We start from the raw sequence: 20,331 nt of genomic DNA, 5'->3' as shown, positions 1-20,331 counted from the left end.
AGTCATTTATCAGAATCATCTATTTTTAAAATTTCCAGATGGCATAGAATTGTAATTGCTTATTGGGAGTTGAAAAATGATGTACATAACGCATTCCTATGCTGGGGCCAATCCTTACAAGTCCTGCACTAAGGTCAATAAAAGCCCCGGTTTGCAGGTTACTGAAGCTACTCCTTACTTCATCCGTTGTGAATGTGTCTCTTGATTCATCTCTTCTTTCAAAATTCTCAGATCTAATGACTTCTGTATATTCACCACTTGTTTCAATAGTTTGCCTGCTTACGAGATCCCACCTAAATTGCATGCCGGCTCCCAATGCCAAAAACTTATTTAAATTGTAACGGTAAGATGCCGGAATAAGGTAAATGGAGGTATTGTTAAACTCACTGAATTCATCATAATCATATGAATCGGTAAACACATCATCTACATCTGTTGTCTCTGTATATTGCCTGGATTCTGTGTAGGAATTGGTAGAAAATAGTAGTTCCGCCTGAAGATAGCCTCTGTAGGATTTATATGGGGAAATGGTGGCCCCGAAGAAAAATTCCTGGTAGTCATTACGTGCCGATACATTCATAAATCCCACTTTAGCACCAATAGAAATCCCGGGCAAAAATCTTGTGGTGGCATAATTGGTAATAATCGGCTCATTTTTATCAAAATAGATGGCTGTTTTAGTCTTTGTCTTCCGCTTTTCAATTTTATCGTTCAGTTGAATGTTATATGCTACAAAGCCTTTGGTAGAATCATATTCCTGTACATTTTCTTGTCTGCTACCTGGCAGGTAGATGTTTTTAAAAGTAAAAATTGCTTTCTCATTTGTGAATGTAGTATCAATGCAACTATAGCTCACTATTTCATCTTTAGGACATATAGGACATTCCGGGTACATATCCGTCACTTCAATCGTGTTTTTATTGAACATGGTCGGAACCTCTGTTTCTAGTCGGATGGTATTGGCCGGGCCTTCGCCATTATTCTGAAACTTAATTTTGTATTTGAATTTTTTATTCCTGACAGTTCTAAAATTTATAAAATTAGCACTAGTCGACATTTTATTGGGATCATGGGAAGTAACTATTTCCATTTCCATATCCTTTACTTTATGATTGTCATATTTACCATCAGGAACATATATGCCCCGCACGCTAATGATAGCACTGGTGTCTTTCAACATTTCAGGAGTAGCACGAAGGGTAAAAAAGATATTGCGCTCTTCCCCCGGCATTAATTGATCAAAGTTTAAAATTCGCCAGTCTTTATACCTGGCCCTGGATTCTTCCAACGTAAGTGGAAGATTCACTTTTTCAGTGGAATCGCCCGGCAAGGAATGAGCAATAAATAAATCCTCTTGGGCAGAAGCCAAAAATGTTCCGTAGGGATTGATTCCATTAATTGCAGCAACAGCTTCTTCTGTAACCAGATTTTCCCCATGGTGCAAGCGCATATCACTCAACTCAAAATTGTTGGCTTTATACTTTTTCTCGTTAAAAAAGAGGTAGATTTTACCATTCGTTAGATAATTTTTAGAATTTTTATAGCTCAATATTAACACCAACTCCTCATTAGGAATAGGCTCCCTGTTTTTCTGAAGTATAAAATCCTCAGTCATGGAAGCAGATTCAAGTGTTTCGTTGGTGATTTTCTTCACCTTAACCTGCTGAGGGCGGGTAGCTGGCGGTTTTCCTGCATCATAGTTATTGGTAGCCCAAAGCTTCACCTCATAGGTTCCTTTTTTTCTATAAGTGTGAACCGGTTTTTCTTCTTTGCTGTAAGCACCATCTCCAAACTCCCAATAGTAGGTATAAAAACCTTTTGGAGCACCCGCAATGGGTTGCAAAGGTGGGGTTTCAGGTGTCAGGCTAATTTCATTTCCCATCAAATCATATTGAAAAGTAGCTACTCTTAGTGTATCTGTATTTTGAGAACTTTGAGCTACAATAATATGACAGGTTAAGAAAAAAAATATCAGAAGAGAAAGAAGCGTTTTCATAGAAATCTTATTATTATAAAAAGTAAAAATGGTAATTTTTTTATGCTATCGCAATTGAATACTGATGTAATTATTGTAAATCTATATTTTCACATCCACTATCCGATCATTTCCCGGTTAATGCTATAAGTTAAGATTTTATTCAAACCTCAACCTTTTGTCCTTCTCTGATGGGAGAAGGAAGATTGTTAATACCATTTACTTCCCGATTGAGGAAATTCAGGCTCTATTTTTAAGCTATCTGCTTTACCATCATCTATGTTTGCATAAGTATTTGAAAACTCCAGAGAATCAGTCAAAACAAATTCATGTCTTGCTTTTATTTTATCGCATTCCAAAAGTACCGCAGACATAAATAACAAAAGAATTAGAATCAACTTTAATCTTTCCATGGGACTTGTATTAAATTATTGTGCTTAAATAAAATCTTTCAGAAAAAGGATAAAAAAGCCCTGCTATAAAAATAGGCAGGGCTTCCTGTTGGTCTAATTAAGGCAATGCATTAATTGCATTGTTAAGATCTTGTTCGGAACCGGTAGTGGTTTCATCCAAAGTAAAGGTGTAAATATCATCCTCTTCCACTACCACTCCTTTGATGGCATACTTCCATTGACCATCTTCTTCCGTGATGAAAATTATATGCATCTCCAATCCAATCGGAATCATACCATAATGCTCTGAAAAGATACCCGTATTAAGATCGTAAGTGTCCAATTGTGCCAATGCATTCCCTTCGCCATCATATGATAAATAAACAGCACTATTTTCTGCATCGTATCCCTCAGGAACTTCTACCTGAACAGTGGTTTTAGGTCTTGGATCACTGTGGAATCTATCCACATTGGTCCAGCCAAAATCCCCAACAAAAGCAAAATATTGATCCCCTTCAACAAAAAGCCTGTCACCACCAACACCATCAGGGTTGTCCTCAAATTTATCTTCTTCCCAGGCTAAATTTCCATCATCGTCAATTATGCCACTCCATAAAGTCATCTCCTGATCTGCACCCCCGCTAAGATCAGCTGGAACTATCAATTGCATATTTCCGCAAGACAATTCCAATGATTGTCCATTTTGGGTAGCGTTGATGTAGAACTCTCCTCCTGAAATCAAAAGTGACCGGCCGCCCTCAGGAGTAATGCCCATAGTAGGTTTATTAGTGGAGAGCATAGTGCCCCTGTCAAAAAGTTCAATAAACTCCAGCTCAACCTCTCCGGTAACATTATCGTCATCCAAAGTAAGACAATCGGCATTAATGTTTAATACCACACCATTTTCGGAAGTAAAGCTAATCCCTTCCCCCGCATTAAAGCTGGCTGATTGCCTGATGCCATTAAGCGCATCTTCTCTCATAATGCTGAAATCCTCTTTGGAAGGTGCCTCTATGGTGGGGTCATCCGGAATTACAGCAGTACCATCATCCTCATTGTTGCAAGCCATCATAGTAGTTATGCATGCCAAAATTATCCATTGAAATAAGTGTTTTAGATTTTTCATGATTTTTATATTTTTTGTTTTACTCCCCTATATCAATGGCTTTTATTTTTGTTACCCCTATTCTCAATCTTTTTTTTACTTTTGTAGGGAAAGTTTATTTAATGACTAAAAAAGATACCCATCCGGATCAGCGTTATATTGAAGGATTGTTGGCAAACAATTCATTTATTATTCGCTCCATATATGAAGATTTCGCTCCCAAGGTGATCAATTATATTTGTCAGAATAACGGAGACAGGGATGCTGCACAGGATGTTATTCAAGAAGTACTCATCATCATTTTTAAGCAAGCCCAGCATAAAAATTTAGTACTAAGCTGTCCTTTTGATGCCTATTTTTTCCTGCTGTGCAAGAGAAAATGGCTAAATGAATTAAAGAAAAGTAGTGGAACAGTGGTAACAATTAATGAAGAGACCACATCTATAGATGACAAAACTTCTGAGGAAGCCCAGGCAACTGAATTATTTGAGGAGCAGGAGCAACTTTTTAATCAGATGTTTGAAAAATTAGGCAAAGCTTGTAAAGACTTACTTAAAACAGCTTTTCAAACAAAATCAATGGAAGAGGTTGCTCAAAAATTAAACGTGAGCTATGCCTATGCCCGAAAGAAGAAATCATTATGTATTGGGAACCTTACAAAAATGATCAAGGAGTCGCCTATGTATAACCGAATAAAACCATAAACTGATGAAAGATGCTGATTACATTTTATTTGAGGATTACCTCTCGGGGAACTTGTCTCACGAGGAATTGAAAGCTTTTGAGCTGAGGCTTAAAGCTGATCCTGAGTTTTCACATGCATTTGAGTTATATAAAGAGACTTCCGGTTTTCTTGAAAATAAATATAAAAATGAAGATGAATTGATATCCTTTAAAGGAAATTTAAAAAATATATCAGAGAACTATTTCAATAAGAACAACTCCTCAAACAATCGTTCCTTGTGGTGGAAAGTGGCAGCTGCAGCCTGCATTTTATTGTTTGTTGGACTTTACTTTTTTCAACAATTTTCACGACCAGGTTATCAGGAGTTTGCCAACTATCAGGCTATTAGCCTGACAGAAAGAGGAGCTGAAAATGAATTACTGTTCAAAGCAGAAGAAGCATTTAATGCAGGAAAGTACCAGGAAGCGGAAAAGTATTTTGAAGAAATACTGGAGGATGATGATAACAATCATGAATTGAAACTATACCGGGCTATTTCTCTGATTGAAACAGAAAATTACCTGAAAGCAGAGGAAATTTTAGATGAAATTAGCAATAGCACATCTGTTTATCAATATGAAGCAGTGTGGTACAAAGCACTCAGTAGATTAAAACAGGAGAAGTATCAGGAATCCGCAGAAATATTAAAAACCATTCCAAAAGAAGAAGCAAAGTATGCTGAAGCCAGGAAGCTGCTTGATAGGTTGGAATGATAGTTAAATCCCCTACAAAATCAGGTATAAAAAAAGGCGCTTACAAGCGCCTTTTTTTATCTGTAATCAATTAATTTAATTTTTTAAAAATAGAATCTCAGTGAAACACCTGCTCCAAAATTACCTCTGAAATTAGGAACAATATCCAGACCCGGTTTAAAATCGATACCAATAACAAAAGGAATATCTGTTAAAGTATATTCCAGGCCTAAAATAAAATCAAACCCTACTACAAATCCATCTCCCCTATTATTGTAGTAATAGTTATCATATCTGTCATCAAAAGCTCCAATATGAAAGCCCGGGCCATAATACCAATTTAAATAAGGAACATCAAAGGCATTTTTATGCATTTCGTATAGTCCTGTAAATTCAAACCCGCCCCGATAGCCGGTAAGCATACCTTCTAAAGCCACATTTTGGCTAGTGAAAAATTTACCCGTTAGTGCAGTAGGATAGCCCCCCCTTAAACCAATGGATCTTGTGTAATCCTGTGAATACGCCTTAGTTGTGAACAATAGTCCCAATAAGCCAATAAAAATTACGCACTTTTTCATGTTCATATCAAATTGTTTTAGTTAAAAAAATCCCTCCCTGCCAAAGCAGACGAATTGCTTTATGAATACGATAAGCACTACAAAAGGTTAGATGAAGATTGATTACTCTCGAATGGTTCATCTATTAAATGAGGTCCATTTTCAGCTTTTTCAACTGCCAATCGATCACATCTTTCGTTGTCAGGGTTACCGGCATGACCTTTTACCCAATGAAAAACTATTTGATAAGGTTTGGAAACCTGGAGGTATTTTTTCCACAAATCTACATTCTTCTTCCCCTTGAATCCCTTCTTTACCCAGTTGGCTAACCAGCCTTTGGAAATAGAATCAATTACATATTTAGAATCACTGTAGATATGTACCGGATATTTATTTGTTTTTAAACTTTCAAGAGCCACTATAACAGCCATCAACTCCATTCTGTTATTGGTGGTATTCCTGTAACCTGCAGAAATTTCCTTTTTCTTTTCTCCAAAACGCATCACTATACCATAGCCCCCGGGTCCCGGGTTGCCCAAAGCTGATCCGTCTGTGTAGATTGTAATCATTAAAAGAAGTTTTTAAAGAGTTTGATTGAGATGGCCAATAAAATAATCCCAAATACTTTTCGCAATATACTAAATCCTGCCTGGCCAATTTTCCGCTCCAGCCAGCCGCAGGTTTTCAATACGATGAATACCAGAACCAGGTTCAATGCCACTCCTACTATAATGTTGATTTGAGAATATTCAGCCCTTAAGGAGATAAGGGTTGTCATGGTACCCGCACCGGCTATTAAAGGAAAGGCAATTGGCATGATGGAAGCACTTGAAGCTGTGGTTTCTTCATGTTTAAAGAGCGTAACTCCCAAAACCATTTCCAGGCCAATAAGGAACATTACAATAGCACCGGCAATAGCAAAAGAGCCAATATCGATACCAAATAACTTTAAAATAGATTCTCCTAAGAAGAGAAAACCTATCATAATTACACCAGCCACAATGGTAGCTTTACCCGATTGAATATGGCCTAATTTCTTACGCAAATCAATTACAATGGGCACTGAACCTAAAATATCAATCACTGAAAACAGGATCAGCGAGACAGAAATAATTTCTTTAAAATTGAGCATTTACTTAAATTTCGCGCAAAGGTACAATAACGGATTGATATATTAATGTTATTTAAAAAAATGAGCAAAAAACAGGAGTAAACGGTCAAAATCTGCCTGTAATAAAGCAGGAAAATTAGCAATTCTGAAGGTGGTGTTTTTTAAGCTACCGTAACCATTGCCAAGGAGTATACCATTTTCCTTGGTAGCATTTTTCAGCTTTACAATAGCAGGTTCTTCAGCCCGCAGACAAAAAACAGTATCAGATTGCTGATCAGATGATAAAATATAATTCTGCAATTGAGGAAACTGTTTCATTTCTTCAAAAAAATGAAGTTTTCGCTCCATTAAATCCTGATGGATATTTTCAATATCTGCTCTCTGTCTTAATGTACTTTTGAGTAAGTATATATTACTAATATTGGGTGTATGATGAGTTTGGTTTTTCCGGGCATTTCCTAAAATGTAATTAAAGGAATTGTAATAGCGATCATCTTTAATGAATGCTGCCCTATCCACAGCTTCCGGACTCACTACCATAATCGCCAAACCAGGCGGTAACCCAAAGCATTTTTGCACTGAAGCAAACCAGATATCTCCATTTTTCCATTGCAAATTATAGCCTGCCATAGAAGACGTGGCATCATAGGCAATTAAACTGTGGGAAAACTCTTTCCTTAATTGCACCTGAAAGCTGTCTGGCAGAGCGGTTCCATTAGAAGTTTCATTATGTGTTAGTGCCAACAACTCTGCTTTTGGCATTTCCTGCATTACAGGCAGTTCATGAGCTTCAAAACATACAGCCGATGAGGCCGAATGAATTTTTTTAGCATAGTCAAACCATTTCTCTCCGAAAGCTCCATTGAATAAATGTACGCTTGCTTTCTCTACAAAGGACTGGGAAATAATTTCCCAACATTCTGTAGCAGAAGAAACCAGCACAATTTCATAATCTTCCGGAATGTTCAATTTTTCTTTCAGTAAATTTTTGGTGCTTGCATAAAGCTCCATGAAAGCTTCAGATCGATGGTTCATTTCCAAAATACCGGATTGAAAAGCCTCCTGTAAATAAGTACCTATTTCAGGATAGAGTTTGGATGGGCCGGGATAGAAGTTGATCATGGATATGTTGTTGAGAGGGTAAAGTTAAACAAACCCGCAAGGTTTTAGAAACCTTGTGGGTTCTAAATAGTAGGTTTTATTATTTAAGGAGTGAGTGATGATTCAATTCCAGTATGGTGCGATTAAGAGAAAGCCCCGCAACTGCAGGGCCTTCTTTTAGTTAGATTTCAATTCCAGTATGGTGCGATTAAGAGATTGATAGTCATTATATCTCCTTCTCACCTTGCTCAATTTCAATTCCAGTATGGTGCGATTAAGAGTTGTGCAATATTTCCTTGTGCGCAATGGCCAGATTGATTTCAATTCCAGTATGGTGCGATTAAGAGTTATTGAGTATTGGCTTAAGTTTTTCTGCTTCCTTATTTCAATTCCAGTATGGTGCGATTAAGAGTTTTTCAGGTATTTTAATCCTGATGAGTGGAATGTAATTTCAATTCCAGTATGGTGCGATTAAGAGGATATTCCCGTTTTCATCCCTTTTAAAGTCCTTAAATTTCAATTCCAGTATGGTGCGATTAAGAGTCAGCTGCTAATATGTTTCGGTAGGCGTAAACCACATTTCAATTCCAGTATGGTGCGATTAAGAGTACCTTTTTAGGGTACATCTTGACTTTTCCAAATCTATTTCAATTCCAGTATGGTGCGATTAAGAGGGTAGATTCATTGGCTATGAAGCCTTACCACCGTGATTTCAATTCCAGTATGGTGCGATTAAGAGAAGTACCAAATTTAGCTGTAGTTGTTCCATCAAGATTTCAATTCCAGTATGGTGCGATTAAGAGAAATGAGGATAAATCTATTAACTCTGGAATAATAAATTTCAATTCCAGTATGGTGCGATTAAGAGGATGTGGATAATGCTTATGATAAAGGATTTAAAGAATTTCAATTCCAGTATGGTGCGATTAAGAGTGGCTTGACATTCCGCTGCTACTGGATATTCGTCACATTTCAATTCCAGTATGGTGCGATTAAGAGGAAAGTGGCCCCCATAGGAATATCCCGTAAAGTCATATTTCAATTCCAGTATGGTGCGATTAAGAGTGGGAAGTATCTTAATTACTGGTGCAGGTTATATATTTCAATTCCAGTATGGTGCGATTAAGAGATAATACTACTGAAAGTAGAGTTGATGATTTTCAGATTTCAATTCCAGTATGGTGCGATTAAGAGACCACTTTGATTGACACCGCTGCCCTCATCGTTAAATTTCAATTCCAGTATGGTGCGATTAAGAGTATCCTGTGCATTCCCCTTGAAATAGATGAAACGAATTTCAATTCCAGTATGGTGCGATTAAGAGAACAGAGATCATGCTTTCCATCACTTATACAAAATATTTCAATTCCAGTATGGTGCGATTAAGAGAATGAGTTTTTGCAAACTTTGAAAAAGCATTGTCTTATTTCAATTCCAGTATGGTGCGATTAAGAGTTCCCTGGAAGAAAAGAAACAAAGGGTGTACGATTATTTCAATTCCAGTATGGTGCGATTAAGAGCGTCCATAATTACAGGGTCTGTTTTTTCCAAAACACATTTCAATTCCAGTATGGTGCGATTAAGAGTGGGTGGAAGACCGGGTTTACTTCTTTTCTTATACAATTTCAATTCCAGTATGGTGCGATTAAGAGCTACGTCAAATGATTCAGCCATGCGCGCTTCTAAGTATTTCAATTCCAGTATGGTGCGATTAAGAGATTAGGAAGGCCTGCCGGTTCTTTCCTCTCAGCAGATTTCAATTCCAGTATGGTGCGATTAAGAGTACCACACCTATCGTAAGAGTATACGAGACTGAGAGATTTCAATTCCAGTATGGTGCGATTAAGAGTACCGAAAACCGGACGAACCGCCCATTTCAAACCAATTTCAATTCCAGTATGGTGCGATTAAGAGTACCGGCTTTATTGTTGTGGTAGACCTGACAGGCATATTTCAATTCCAGTATGGTGCGATTAAGAGCCTTATCAATGCACTTGTATTACCCTGTCAAATCAGATTTCAATTCCAGTATGGTGCGATTAAGAGTTACCTTCAATCACCGGGTTGTTAAAGTACTCACGCATTTCAATTCCAGTATGGTGCGATTAAGAGTGCCCCTAAGCAAATTAACGAGACAAACAAAAGCTTATTTCAATTCCAGTATGGTGCGATTAAGAGCGGATAGCAGTTACGATATTAACACCAGGAAGGCAGATTTCAATTCCAGTATGGTGCGATTAAGAGTGTAATTCATATTAAAAATAGCCTTACTGGTAACTTATTTCAATTCCAGTATGGTGCGATTAAGAGTAAGGCCAAAATTGCAGAATTGAAGCCTTACAAATATTTCAATTCCAGTATGGTGCGATTAAGAGTTGCGAAGGAGTACGGCCTGTTTGGTTGGCTACATATTTCAATTCCAGTATGGTGCGATTAAGAGTTTACGGAATCTAAAAGACAGCATTCAAAAAACAAATTTCAATTCCAGTATGGTGCGATTAAGAGTTTCAATAAAAAAAACCTCATTATCTCTATATTCCCATTTCAATTCCAGTATGGTGCGATTAAGAGAGTCTTTGTTCGTTTTAATTCCGTATGTGTCTGCTGATTTCAATTCCAGTATGGTGCGATTAAGAGTTCCGGATCACCGTAGCTAAAATTAAAACCATACCTATTTCAATTCCAGTATGGTGCGATTAAGAGAACGAAAGAAGAAAAGCTTACTCGAATGTTAAACCAATTTCAATTCCAGTATGGTGCGATTAAGAGAATAGTCTAAGCGTAGAAGAGCAAGTAAATAGGGGTATTTCAATTCCAGTATGGTGCGATTAAGAGGATCTTGAAGATGATTTACCTCACTCTTTAGCCGAATTTCAATTCCAGTATGGTGCGATTAAGAGACTTATTCCAAATACCTTTAAGGTGTAAATCCATAATTTCAATTCCAGTATGGTGCGATTAAGAGCAGAAGTTACCGGAAATAGGTTGTCTTATAACTATATTTCAATTCCAGTATGGTGCGATTAAGAGCATTGTCGAAAGTATTCCCTTTAACTTCTTTTTTCTATTTCAATTCCAGTATGGTGCGATTAAGAGGTTGATGTATGCAAGGCTTTTATTTGTAGTATATTAATTTCAATTCCAGTATGGTGCGATTAAGAGCGATAAGCAATTAGAAACATTTGATGCAATTGCGTAATTTCAATTCCAGTATGGTGCGATTAAGAGCATAATTACCTACATTTCTTTGATTTTGACCTACACATTTCAATTCCAGTATGGTGCGATTAAGAGTTTATTTTCATCTAAAATGTTTATTGATGATACCCCATTTCAATTCCAGTATGGTGCGATTAAGAGGCTACTTTGAGCATAGGAATAAATTTAATCAGGTTGATTTCAATTCCAGTATGGTGCGATTAAGAGCAAAATCCACACCCCTAACCACGAAAGGTTTGTTTCATTTCAATTCCAGTATGGTGCGATTAAGAGAAGATGATTGTATTTCTGCATTCGTCAATAAGCAAAATTTCAATTCCAGTATGGTGCGATTAAGAGAACCTCTACGATAAAACTTCTTGATTTTAAATCAAATTTCAATTCCAGTATGGTGCGATTAAGAGTTTATCAATCGATCAAATGAAGTGTTTCCAAAATTAATTTCAATTCCAGTATGGTGCGATTAAGAGGGCCTAGTAAGATGATTGAAAACTGGGCGCCTGTTTATTTCAATTCCAGTATGGTGCGATTAAGAGTCCAGTATTTCGGACAATGTAATTTTATTGTACCGATTTCAATTCCAGTATGGTGCGATTAAGAGCAACCAACCAGCCAATTGACAGTTATAACCATTTAAATTTCAATTCCAGTATGGTGCGATTAAGAGTTTCATATCCAATTTTAATTGCTTCCTCATCACTCATTTCAATTCCAGTATGGTGCGATTAAGAGTTTCACAACCTCACCCGAGGCAAACACTTAAATAAATTTCAATTCCAGTATGGTGCGATTAAGAGACGAAAGAAGAAAAGCTTACTCGAATGTTAAACCTATTTCAATTCCAGTATGGTGCGATTAAGAGTTAAGATCACAAGATAAATCATTTGAATTTACTTAATTTCAATTCCAGTATGGTGCGATTAAGAGAAAGACTGCTCGAAATCTTTTAACATTTTACTCATATTTCAATTCCAGTATGGTGCGATTAAGAGACGCGAGAGGTTAATTCTGACACAAATACAGCATCATTTCAATTCCAGTATGGTGCGATTAAGAGCGTCCATTTCACCCCCTCCGCTTTCCGGGACAGACATTTCAATTCCAGTATGGTGCGATTAAGAGAATACAAATTCAATGAAGATCAATTGAAACAAATAGATTTCAATTCCAGTATGGTGCGATTAAGAGAGTGTTTTTAATTCAAAAATATGAAGGTGTTACATCATTTCAATTCCAGTATGGTGCGATTAAGAGTACAGTGTTTGTAATCGTTGTAGTGATCGTTGTGATTTCAATTCCAGTATGGTGCGATTAAGAGTACCATCCATACAAAGATCTTTGTTAATGTGTCAGATTTCAATTCCAGTATGGTGCGATTAAGAGTTGTTTGCAATCTTAGCAATCTTAACGCCTGCCGATTTCAATTCCAGTATGGTGCGATTAAGAGTCTACATTTAAATCTATATCCTCAATACGTCCATCATTTCAATTCCAGTATGGTGCGATTAAGAGTAATTAAGTGATCTACCTGATCTTCTGCGTACTCTATTTCAATTCCAGTATGGTGCGATTAAGAGAAAAAGCCGTCTTCAGGTTATTAATGTCCTGCTTAAATTTCAATTCCAGTATGGTGCGATTAAGAGATGCGTAATCTCTTCTTGCTTCCTGAATTGCCTCATATTTCAATTCCAGTATGGTGCGATTAAGAGGATTATTTCAGTAGTGGTATATATTGCTTTAGGCAATTTCAATTCCAGTATGGTGCGATTAAGAGAATCTTGCCGGACACGAAACATGCCTTTATAATGTCATTTCAATTCCAGTATGGTGCGATTAAGAGAGGCCTTAAGTCGTTAGGTGAGGAAGGTTTATTTTTATTTCAATTCCAGTATGGTGCGATTAAGAGCTAAACTATTCTTCGGCCCAGTGTAACTTTTCTCCATTTCAATTCCAGTATGGTGCGATTAAGAGGACACATTACTTCCCTATCTGATTAATCTTAACAAATTTCAATTCCAGTATGGTGCGATTAAGAGGTAGGCTAATTCAATAGTCACTAAATCGCCTTTTTATTTCAATTCCAGTATGGTGCGATTAAGAGCCGTTAGGCCCTACACAAAAATAGGCTTTTTTTGAATAGATTCGATGAGCAAATTAAATTTTTCTGATGCTCAGGTTGTCTACCTATAATAAGCGATTTTAGCCGGGGCTTCGACAACTTGATTTCAACCCACTACAAGCAGGTTTCACTTAAAAATAGAGATTTGTCAAATAAATCTTCTGAGAATTCCTCTCCTCTGACAACTAAAACGGCTATAATAAGGTGTCTAGATTATTTTTCTCATTCCCTATTATCTCCTTTTCCAGCCAACGCTCTTCCCTGCTCTTGAATATAATAATACTATCTTTTTCAGGTTTTAAAAACATATTCGCCTGGCTTAGCAATTCTTTTAATTTTACTTCTGTAATTTCTCCTTCAAAAACAGAGTTCTGGATCCAATTCAAATACTTTCTACATAGCTTTAACATTTTTGCTACACGCTTTTCTCCCATATCATAAACTAAAATCACATACATAGTTTCAAAATTATTCTCTTAAAAAACCCGCAAGGTTTTGGAAACCTTGCGGGTTTACAAACTGCTCTACCACCAAATTTTAAAAGGTTTATAAGTTTCAATACCTAACAAGTGCTTACTCAATTTATAACATTCCAACTTTACCAAATGCTTATAGCTTACACTCTTGTTTAGCGTTCTGTGTTTTATGGTTTCATTCAGCCGCTCTTCAAAAGCCCTTATAAAAGCTTTCTTCCCCGACTCCTTTAATACTACTTTATTCACATGGAAATCAAAATCCTTTGATTGTACTTCCTTTTTATTTAGAACACGAAAAATTGTTCTGTCCACTAAAATAGGTTTAAAAATTTCTGCTAAATCCAGCGCCAAAGAGTAGCGCCTGTAGCCGGGCTCATGTAAAAAACTGATGGTGGGGTTTAGCTGAGTATGATAAATCTGGTCCAGGCACAAGGTATAACACATCATATTTCCAAATGAAATAAGTGCGTTAATTTCATTCATTGGAGGTTGTTTACTTCTTCCCTCCATAGCATGATCTTTAACAATAATGTTAAAAGAATCATAATAAACCTGCCTGATATTACCTTCTATTCCCATAAGGTTAGGGATTTCGGTAGTATTTTCAATTTGCTGGCTAAATTCCAGAATACGTTCAAGATGATCATTTACCTCTCGGTCTCTTTTAAGATAATACCTAAGGTTTTTCGTGATATTAAATGATGCGCCCTCTATAAATCTTTTGGCAATTAATTGTCGCTTATAGGTGTCTAAATAATGGGAAGTTTGCTCTATTTGCATTTTACCTGCCAATAAATATTCCTTGGGCTGAAAACTACCGGTGTAATGTTCATAATAATCAAAAAAGTGGATGCTGATGCCTTGTTTGCCCAAGAAATTGTACATCGCACTGTTGGTGTCTAAGGAACCAAAACAATATAAATCAGATACCCCTTCAACTGGAATGTATTTCGGTTTTTCTTCCTTTCCATTTTCATCAACAGGCGTGAACTTTAAGGTGTTGTCTTTGCGGCTCAAACGACCTGGGTTAAATAAGTAGTAGGTTTTCTTCATTGACAGAATTTTATGTGTACTTCTTATTCCGTTAGCTCACCGGAATAGCAAAAATCATAATAGCTGCATTTTTTACATATTTTTAATTTCACTAATGGTGGACATTCGTTTTGATGCATGATTTCTTCTACGCCTTTTATCCATTCCTCTACTTCCGATTGGTCTTCCTCTTGCCATTCCACAATTTCTTTTTGCCTCATTTTAGGATATTCAATTATAGCTGAAGCATGCGGCATCCCATTTTTAGCCAGTATATACAGGTAATACTTTACCTGTGCTATATGAGCTTTTTCCACCTTGTCGGATTTTTTTACTTCATGTACTACTTTATTTTTTGCATCGTAAAAATCTATTTTAATGCCGTCAATGGCTAGTTCAGTATATTTTTGAGCCCTTTCAGCATAAGAAGTTTCACCTATCAATTTTCCTTCTGCCACTACCTGAGAAGTATGCTCCATTTGTATGCTATGAGCAAAAAGCCATAGCTTTCGATGGCAGGTGTGGAGGTAGGCGATATGGGTTCCAGTGATGGGCATTTTTTTCTTTTAAACCCGCAAGGTTTTGGGAACCTTGCGGGTTTTTGGGGTAATCATATGAATTTCATTCTCTTTCTAGTTGATTTTCGTAGTCGAATGCTTTCATTAGCGCTACAAGCGTTTTTTCTGCCGACTCCAATGCATCAACTTTCTCACTTTTAGTATGAATATATGCACCAGCCTGAAGAGTCACAAAAGTGTCTACCCCATTGATGCTTTCATCAACAATAGGGTCGGCTTTCCTTGAATCCTCTTCCGAAAGTTTAGAACGTATACTTCCTGCAATTAAATTAGCATTATCGCTTATGGAAAGAGCTAGAGTATCCATCAAACTAAAAGTACGCGATTGATTAGAGGTAATTCTCCAGTTTATGATCGCTTTAGCTAAACCAGGAATCCACTTTTCACGCAAATCCTTCGGTGCTACCAGACATTTACCAAACACATTTTCCGATTCAATCCAACCCTCTGCTTTTAGCTTTTCAATAGTCTCATCGGACATTTCAGGCTCTAACTGATTGGTGCTGACGGTAAAAAGACGTCTTAAATCAATTGCAATATCAAATACAAATAATCCTGTTGCTCTGCTGTTATTTGGTATCCATTTTCGGCTAAGACTTCTGTCTTTTCCTTCCAGTAGAGTTACTATTTCTTCTTCATTAAGTTCATTATTTTTCTCGTCTCGAACTATTACCTTATTATTCGGGCGATCACTTCTATCAAAAGAAGCATTTTCACTATCTAATCCTGCTAAAAGTGGATGTAACGCCCTCATCGCTGAAATTGATAAAGGACTCCTTCTTTTTAAAGTTCTTTCTTGTTTGACCAATCCAGATTTATCTTTTTTAGATGCCTTCATCCACCCACCGAACAATTGATCAGCGTATGTAGGATCACATGTCCCATATACTTCTCCTTCTGTAAGCTCTTTCTGCTTGTTAACATCAAATAGAAAGGTAGTGGGAGATGGAGTCTGGTTAATGGCTTCACAAAGTGTATCAACTAAAGATCTTTTAACTTGCTGACCACTGGAAAAAGGTATTCTTTTATTAAATTGAGCATCATAATAATATTTTTGTCCATCTGATACATTGAAAACTGTATGCTCCGCTCTTTTTAATGTTCTTATATATATTGTGTTCATAATAATATTTTTTAAATGTTCTTGTTGATAATATTTCTACTTTGAATACTTGGAAAGAATATTAAGCTTGTCGTTCGACAAAAGCATAGTCAAATTTGAGTAGTGTACAGAAATATCCATACTCTTCATTTGTCATAAGATGTACTTCATCTTTAAGCTGTTTAATGTTAAGGAGATCTCCACCATCTAAATCTTTAATCATCTTCGTAAGTGCTTCTATAAAGCCCTTTTTGGAAGGAGAGGCAAATAGTTCTTTTTCAATGAGGGTTTTTCGATCCAATTTCGTCCCGCCTGCTCTATACTTTTGGATAATCTTAGCTAAATCCATAGTATAATCTGTGATTTCTTCTTTGTTTTTTGTTAACATAGCTACTAACCAGGTTTTATATGCTTGATAATTTATTGTGTCTTCTTCTTTTTTAAAGGTTAGATTTTTATCTTCCTTCATATATTTTTTAAGGCCATCGGGCCTTAATGCCTGCAATCCAATACTACCTAATTCACAAGCTCTTTTGATGTGCATACCAAATAGGCTCTCAAAATCTTTAGGGTTGGAATAAATCCCACCAAATAATTGCTTATAAACATCTTTGATCTGATTTCCAGATTTGAATTGGAAAGGAATAAAGCCAATAGTTTTATTGGTTTGTCCAAACCCGTAAACATATCCCATCATCTCTTCTTGAGAAAACTGGAGTGACAGACTAAAAAATAGGCGAGACCATTGTACTGTATTTACCTCCGTCAAGGATGTATCCACTTTAAAAATCTTGTGATTATAAAGCGTTGAAAAATCAAAATCTTCTCTATAATCCTCTGGGTTGAGTGAATAGGTTAGCCATTGGCCATTCCATGTATTAATCTGGTTTCCTCTCAATTTTTCCAGTACAGGATCATTCAAATACTTACGATAAACCTTCCAACCTTCATAAGTTTGTAATGTAATGACAGGGTCATCAAAAAGGATGGTAAATCCACCTGCTACACCTATTCCCAAACTGCTTCCAATCCATGATAGGTAAACTTCATCTTCATCCACAGGAATCAACACTTCACTTACCAAACCTGATGTGCTGGCAAATTCTTTGGATTCAGACGCAGGAAATCCTAAAGCAAAGCTGGCATCAGGAATTTCATTCTCTGCCTTCTCAAATAAATTTTCCAATTTTTCCTTTCTGTCAATTTCTGTCAATAGATGAGGCTTTTGTCCCTTCTTCATTTGAACAAAAGGAGAGTTTGTTACCCATTGGAGATATTTAGGATGGTTATAGAACAATTCCCAATATTCTTTCTCAAAGAATTCTTTTGGAGAAAATTGTTTATTGTACTTCTCATTGTACGTCTTCAAAAAGGTCTTGCCAATTACTGATGGTATCATAGTAGTTGATTGTTTACGTCAAAATTATTCTCTGAAATCTTTCTCACATCCAAACCGGAATGGTACTCATAGGCTTTATCCGGTATAACAAAAGGTTTATTCCCTTTTTGTGCCTGATTCAAATTGCGTACAGCATAATATCTAATAGGTATTTCTAATTCCAACCTCCTCTCAAAATAGGAATTTTCATATTCATCTAAATCCCCTTCACAAATGCAGGAAACGGAATCAATTTCTAACAATTCAAAAAGTATTGATTTACTTCTGTGAGTTAACTGATCAATAGAAATCTTTCCATCTGCTTTAAAAACAGCATGCTCTTCTATATTTAGAAAATCTATACTAGGAAATACATAATCGATTTTCGTCTGTAATTCCCTTTCCTTCAATACTTGTTTGTCAGGCAAAATTTCAAATGATCTTTTTAAAACCTCTACATCGTAAGGCAGAGCGTCATTTTTATTCTCAGGTGGCGGAATCACATAAACAGGCTTAGTTTTACCAATTGTAGCGGCTGTTCTTTTCCTGTTTACTCTGCCAAACCTCTGAATAAGTGCATCAATAGGTGCTGTTTCAGTAATCATTAAATCGAAGCTAATATCTAAACTAACTTCAACAATTTGAGTGGACACAACTATACAAGCTTTGGATGAGGTATTGAATTCCTCAAGAGATTTTCCTTCCTCATCCAACCCCATTAATACTTTTTCCTTTTCATTGCGATCTCCACGTTTGAATCTACTATGAAGTAGTAAAATAGGAACATCCGGATATTCATTTTTTAATGACAAATACGCTTCCTGTGCTCTTGCTACTCTATTAAATACAATTAGTGTCTTTTCATTTTTTACAATAGCCTGATCAATTCGTTCAGTAGCATCATTGAATGATTTAATTTTATGAATTTCATGTCGATCAAATTGATCCATCTCTTCATCACTTAACTTGATCTCTAAAACATCATCCCCCAACACTTCCAAAATTTTGGCATATAATTCAGTAGGCATAGTGGCAGTTCCGATATGGATGCCACAATCCAGTTGATTTAGTATCTGTACCAACTTTAATACGATAGCCTGTGAAACACCTGTATAGGTGTGAATCTCATCCAGAATAATATCACAGCCTTTTAAATCCAATATCAATGCTTCAAACCCTCTCATTCCAAAGGCAATTGAAGCTAACTGGTGCGGTGTTAAAATTTTAATAGATGAACCAAAAAGTGATTGCAGTGCAGTTTCTTCCTCAGCTCCTTTCCTTTTAACTACCATTGAAGCCGAGTGCAATACACGGATATCCAGATCAGGATTAGTTGGTTCTAAATCTTGTGCAAGACGCTTAAACATTGCATTGATAGAAGCTTGAAAAGGAAGTGTGTAAAAAACTCTTCCTTTTGTTCTTTTAAACAGAAAGTCTGTTTTTCCCGCTCCGGTACTTGCAACTACAATAGTGTGTTTTTTAGGAGAATTGGTATCTTTTAACGATAAAGGATATAGCTTATGCGTTCGGTTGAAGAAAGTCAGATTAGGAACTTTAAAAGCCTTTTCTAATTTATTTTGTGTTTCATCAATCAAGGCTGATGCATAATGGTCAGCGCCCATGAGTAGACCCCTCCATTCTGAATAGCCTCTTTCCTTAGATTTTTTCTGGCAATAATTTACTGCAATGGATAAGTTTTCTCTTGCCACATCTTCTGAAAAAGGCTCGCAACTGATTCCTAAGTCATTTAGAAGTTCAAATGCAGCAGGACTCCATTCTTTCCATTTACCTATGTGATAATCTTCATAATCATAGCCGTCTTCCAAATCCAGCAATCCTTTATCACCTGCATCATTCTTTATAGATTTATGATGCCCTGCAACCATTTCTATTAATTGAGATTTTTGCTCAACTGGAAATACAGAAAGAAATAGCAGAGAACTTATTTCATGCCTCAATACCTTCGAATTTCTGCTTGAAGACGTCAATCTTTTTTGAAATTCAGTATGCGACTTGCCTATATCGTGAAGAATAGCACCATTGTAAGCTAATTCTTCATCCATGTTCAGATAGGAAGCAAATGACTTAGCTGCGTAAGAAACATGGAGCAAATGATTTTTTAGTGAAGTCCATTCAGGGGCTGATTTTGCTAGTAGTCTATTCATTTATAACGCATTTACAGGTTGTCCAACTACGCGTATCCATCCATGCATAGGTTCATTACTTACTCTATGATAACCCACTAAAAAAGATTTCTCATTTTTCTCAAATACAAGCTCAAATCCGGCATATCTTTTATCATTTGTTTCAAACTCTTCTTTTGTACTCTCTGAAACTAATTCAGGGAATAACAAGTCTTCATTTCGACATAGGCACACATGTTGTTTTGCAGCATTTATTGCATCTTCTTTATTCAAAAATGCAAGGTGAAGAATTGGGTTTTGAAGTACTCCTCTAATTAAAATAGCCTTGGGACGGTCAAAAAGGAATTCCTTGCCTTTTTTTGTAGAGTTCCAACCACGGGTTTGAATAACTTCTTGTTGTCCGGATACCTGATCATAAGAAATGCGATGCCCTGCAATTTTAGTAATACCCGAAATCGCGAGTGTTTCAGGAAACAACTTCTTTTCAATACCCTCTACTATGGAGGGCGTCAAAAACTGCTGACTGAAAGTTTCACTATCCCTTACTGCCGTCCATGGTTTAATAAAACCAAATGGCCCTGAATATTTAACTACATAATAGTTCATATTATCTGTGTTTTAAACCC

Annotated in this window: 16 protein-coding genes and 1 CRISPR repeat array; of the genes, 2 read left to right on the top strand and 14 right to left on the bottom strand. The window is 36.4% G+C overall.

The features are described from left to right. Window positions 1-25: 25 nt before the first annotated feature. The 3 genes from JKA74_RS01285 to JKA74_RS01275 all read right to left on the bottom strand — a co-directional run bounded on the left by JKA74_RS01285 (window position 26) and on the right by JKA74_RS01275 (window position 3,493). Window positions 26-1,996 carry a PKD domain-containing protein gene (locus JKA74_RS01285; protein WP_201429340.1) on the bottom strand — a complete coding sequence of 657 codons (1,971 nt, stop codon included), beginning with the start codon at window positions 1,994-1,996 and terminating at the stop codon, window positions 26-28. Window positions 1,997-2,184: 188 nt separating this feature from the next. Continuing rightward, window positions 2,185-2,388 (bottom strand): hypothetical protein, encoded by a 204-nt coding sequence (locus tag JKA74_RS01280; protein ID WP_201429339.1) that lies wholly within the window; start codon window positions 2,386-2,388, stop codon window positions 2,185-2,187. A 97-nt stretch (window positions 2,389-2,485) separates the two neighbouring features. After that, complete coding sequence (locus JKA74_RS01275; protein WP_201429338.1) at window positions 2,486-3,493, bottom strand: hypothetical protein; 1,008 nt, start codon at window positions 3,491-3,493, stop codon at window positions 2,486-2,488. A 101-nt stretch (window positions 3,494-3,594) separates the two neighbouring features. On the opposite strand from JKA74_RS01275, the gene JKA74_RS01270 reads away from it, so the two are divergent. Both JKA74_RS01270 and JKA74_RS01265 read left to right on the top strand, forming a co-directional pair. Then, window positions 3,595-4,176 (top strand): RNA polymerase sigma factor, encoded by a 582-nt coding sequence (locus tag JKA74_RS01270; protein WP_201429337.1) that lies wholly within the window; start codon window positions 3,595-3,597, stop codon window positions 4,174-4,176. 4 nt (window positions 4,177-4,180) lie between these two features. Further along, complete coding sequence (locus JKA74_RS01265; protein ID WP_201429336.1) at window positions 4,181-4,909, top strand: tetratricopeptide repeat protein; 729 nt, start codon at window positions 4,181-4,183, stop codon at window positions 4,907-4,909. A gap of 83 nt (window positions 4,910-4,992) precedes the next feature. On the opposite strand, the gene JKA74_RS01260 is transcribed toward JKA74_RS01265, so the two are convergent. The 11 genes from JKA74_RS01260 to JKA74_RS01210 form a co-directional block, all read right to left on the bottom strand. Continuing rightward, a complete protein-coding gene (locus tag JKA74_RS01260) occupies window positions 4,993-5,466 on the bottom strand; it encodes a hypothetical protein (protein ID WP_201429335.1) in 474 nt (157 codons plus the stop codon). 77 nt (window positions 5,467-5,543) lie between these two features. Then, complete coding sequence (gene rnhA / locus JKA74_RS01255) at window positions 5,544-6,014, bottom strand: ribonuclease HI (protein ID WP_201429334.1); 471 nt, start codon at window positions 6,012-6,014, stop codon at window positions 5,544-5,546. Next, on the bottom strand, window positions 6,014-6,577 hold the full coding sequence (locus JKA74_RS01250) for a MarC family protein (protein WP_201429333.1): 564 nt from the start codon (window positions 6,575-6,577) through the stop codon (window positions 6,014-6,016). The genes rnhA and JKA74_RS01250 overlap by 1 nt, the downstream gene beginning before the upstream one ends. Window positions 6,578-6,625: 48 nt before the next feature. Further along, a complete protein-coding gene (locus tag JKA74_RS01245) occupies window positions 6,626-7,678 on the bottom strand; it encodes an aminotransferase class V-fold PLP-dependent enzyme (protein WP_201429332.1) in 1,053 nt (350 codons plus the stop codon). Window positions 7,679-7,777: 99 nt separating this feature from the next. After that, a CRISPR array of direct repeats spans window positions 7,778-12,977; the repeat unit is 30 nt; unit sequence ATTTCAATTCCAGTATGGTGCGATTAAGAG. Window positions 12,978-13,189: 212 nt separating this feature from the next. Beyond that, window positions 13,190-13,453: a CRISPR-associated endonuclease Cas2 gene (gene cas2 / locus JKA74_RS01240; RefSeq protein WP_201429331.1), complete on the bottom strand. Its 264-nt coding sequence runs from the start codon at window positions 13,451-13,453 to the stop codon at window positions 13,190-13,192. A gap of 66 nt (window positions 13,454-13,519) precedes the next feature. After that, window positions 13,520-14,524, bottom strand: a complete 1,005-nt coding sequence (gene cas1b / locus JKA74_RS01235; RefSeq protein WP_201429330.1) for a type I-B CRISPR-associated endonuclease Cas1b — start codon at window positions 14,522-14,524, stop codon at window positions 13,520-13,522. Between the two features lie 23 nt (window positions 14,525-14,547). Continuing rightward, window positions 14,548-15,060, bottom strand: a complete 513-nt coding sequence (gene cas4, locus JKA74_RS01230) for a CRISPR-associated protein Cas4 (RefSeq protein ID WP_201429329.1) — start codon at window positions 15,058-15,060, stop codon at window positions 14,548-14,550. Between the two features lie 64 nt (window positions 15,061-15,124). Then, window positions 15,125-16,204 carry a CRISPR-associated protein Cas7 gene (locus JKA74_RS01225; RefSeq protein ID WP_201429328.1) on the bottom strand — a complete coding sequence of 360 codons (1,080 nt, stop codon included), beginning with the start codon at window positions 16,202-16,204 and terminating at the stop codon, window positions 15,125-15,127. Window positions 16,205-16,265: 61 nt separating this feature from the next. Further along, window positions 16,266-17,582 (bottom strand): hypothetical protein, encoded by a 1,317-nt coding sequence (locus JKA74_RS01220; protein WP_201429327.1) that lies wholly within the window; start codon window positions 17,580-17,582, stop codon window positions 16,266-16,268. Then, window positions 17,579-19,726, bottom strand: coding sequence for a CRISPR-associated helicase Cas3' (gene cas3, locus JKA74_RS01215; protein WP_201429326.1), 2,148 nt, complete (start codon window positions 19,724-19,726; stop codon window positions 17,579-17,581). The genes JKA74_RS01220 and cas3 overlap by 4 nt, the downstream gene beginning before the upstream one ends. Beyond that, complete coding sequence (locus tag JKA74_RS01210; protein WP_201429325.1) at window positions 19,727-20,311, bottom strand: hypothetical protein; 585 nt, start codon at window positions 20,309-20,311, stop codon at window positions 19,727-19,729. Window positions 20,312-20,331 lie beyond the last annotated feature (20 nt).

The sequence above is a fragment of the Marivirga aurantiaca genome (assembly GCF_016679925.1).
GTDB classification, from domain to species: domain Bacteria; phylum Bacteroidota; class Bacteroidia; order Cytophagales; family Cyclobacteriaceae; genus Marivirga; species Marivirga aurantiaca.
Note: the sequence above shows the minus strand (reverse complement) of the source record. Positions and strands in the feature narration are given on the sequence as shown.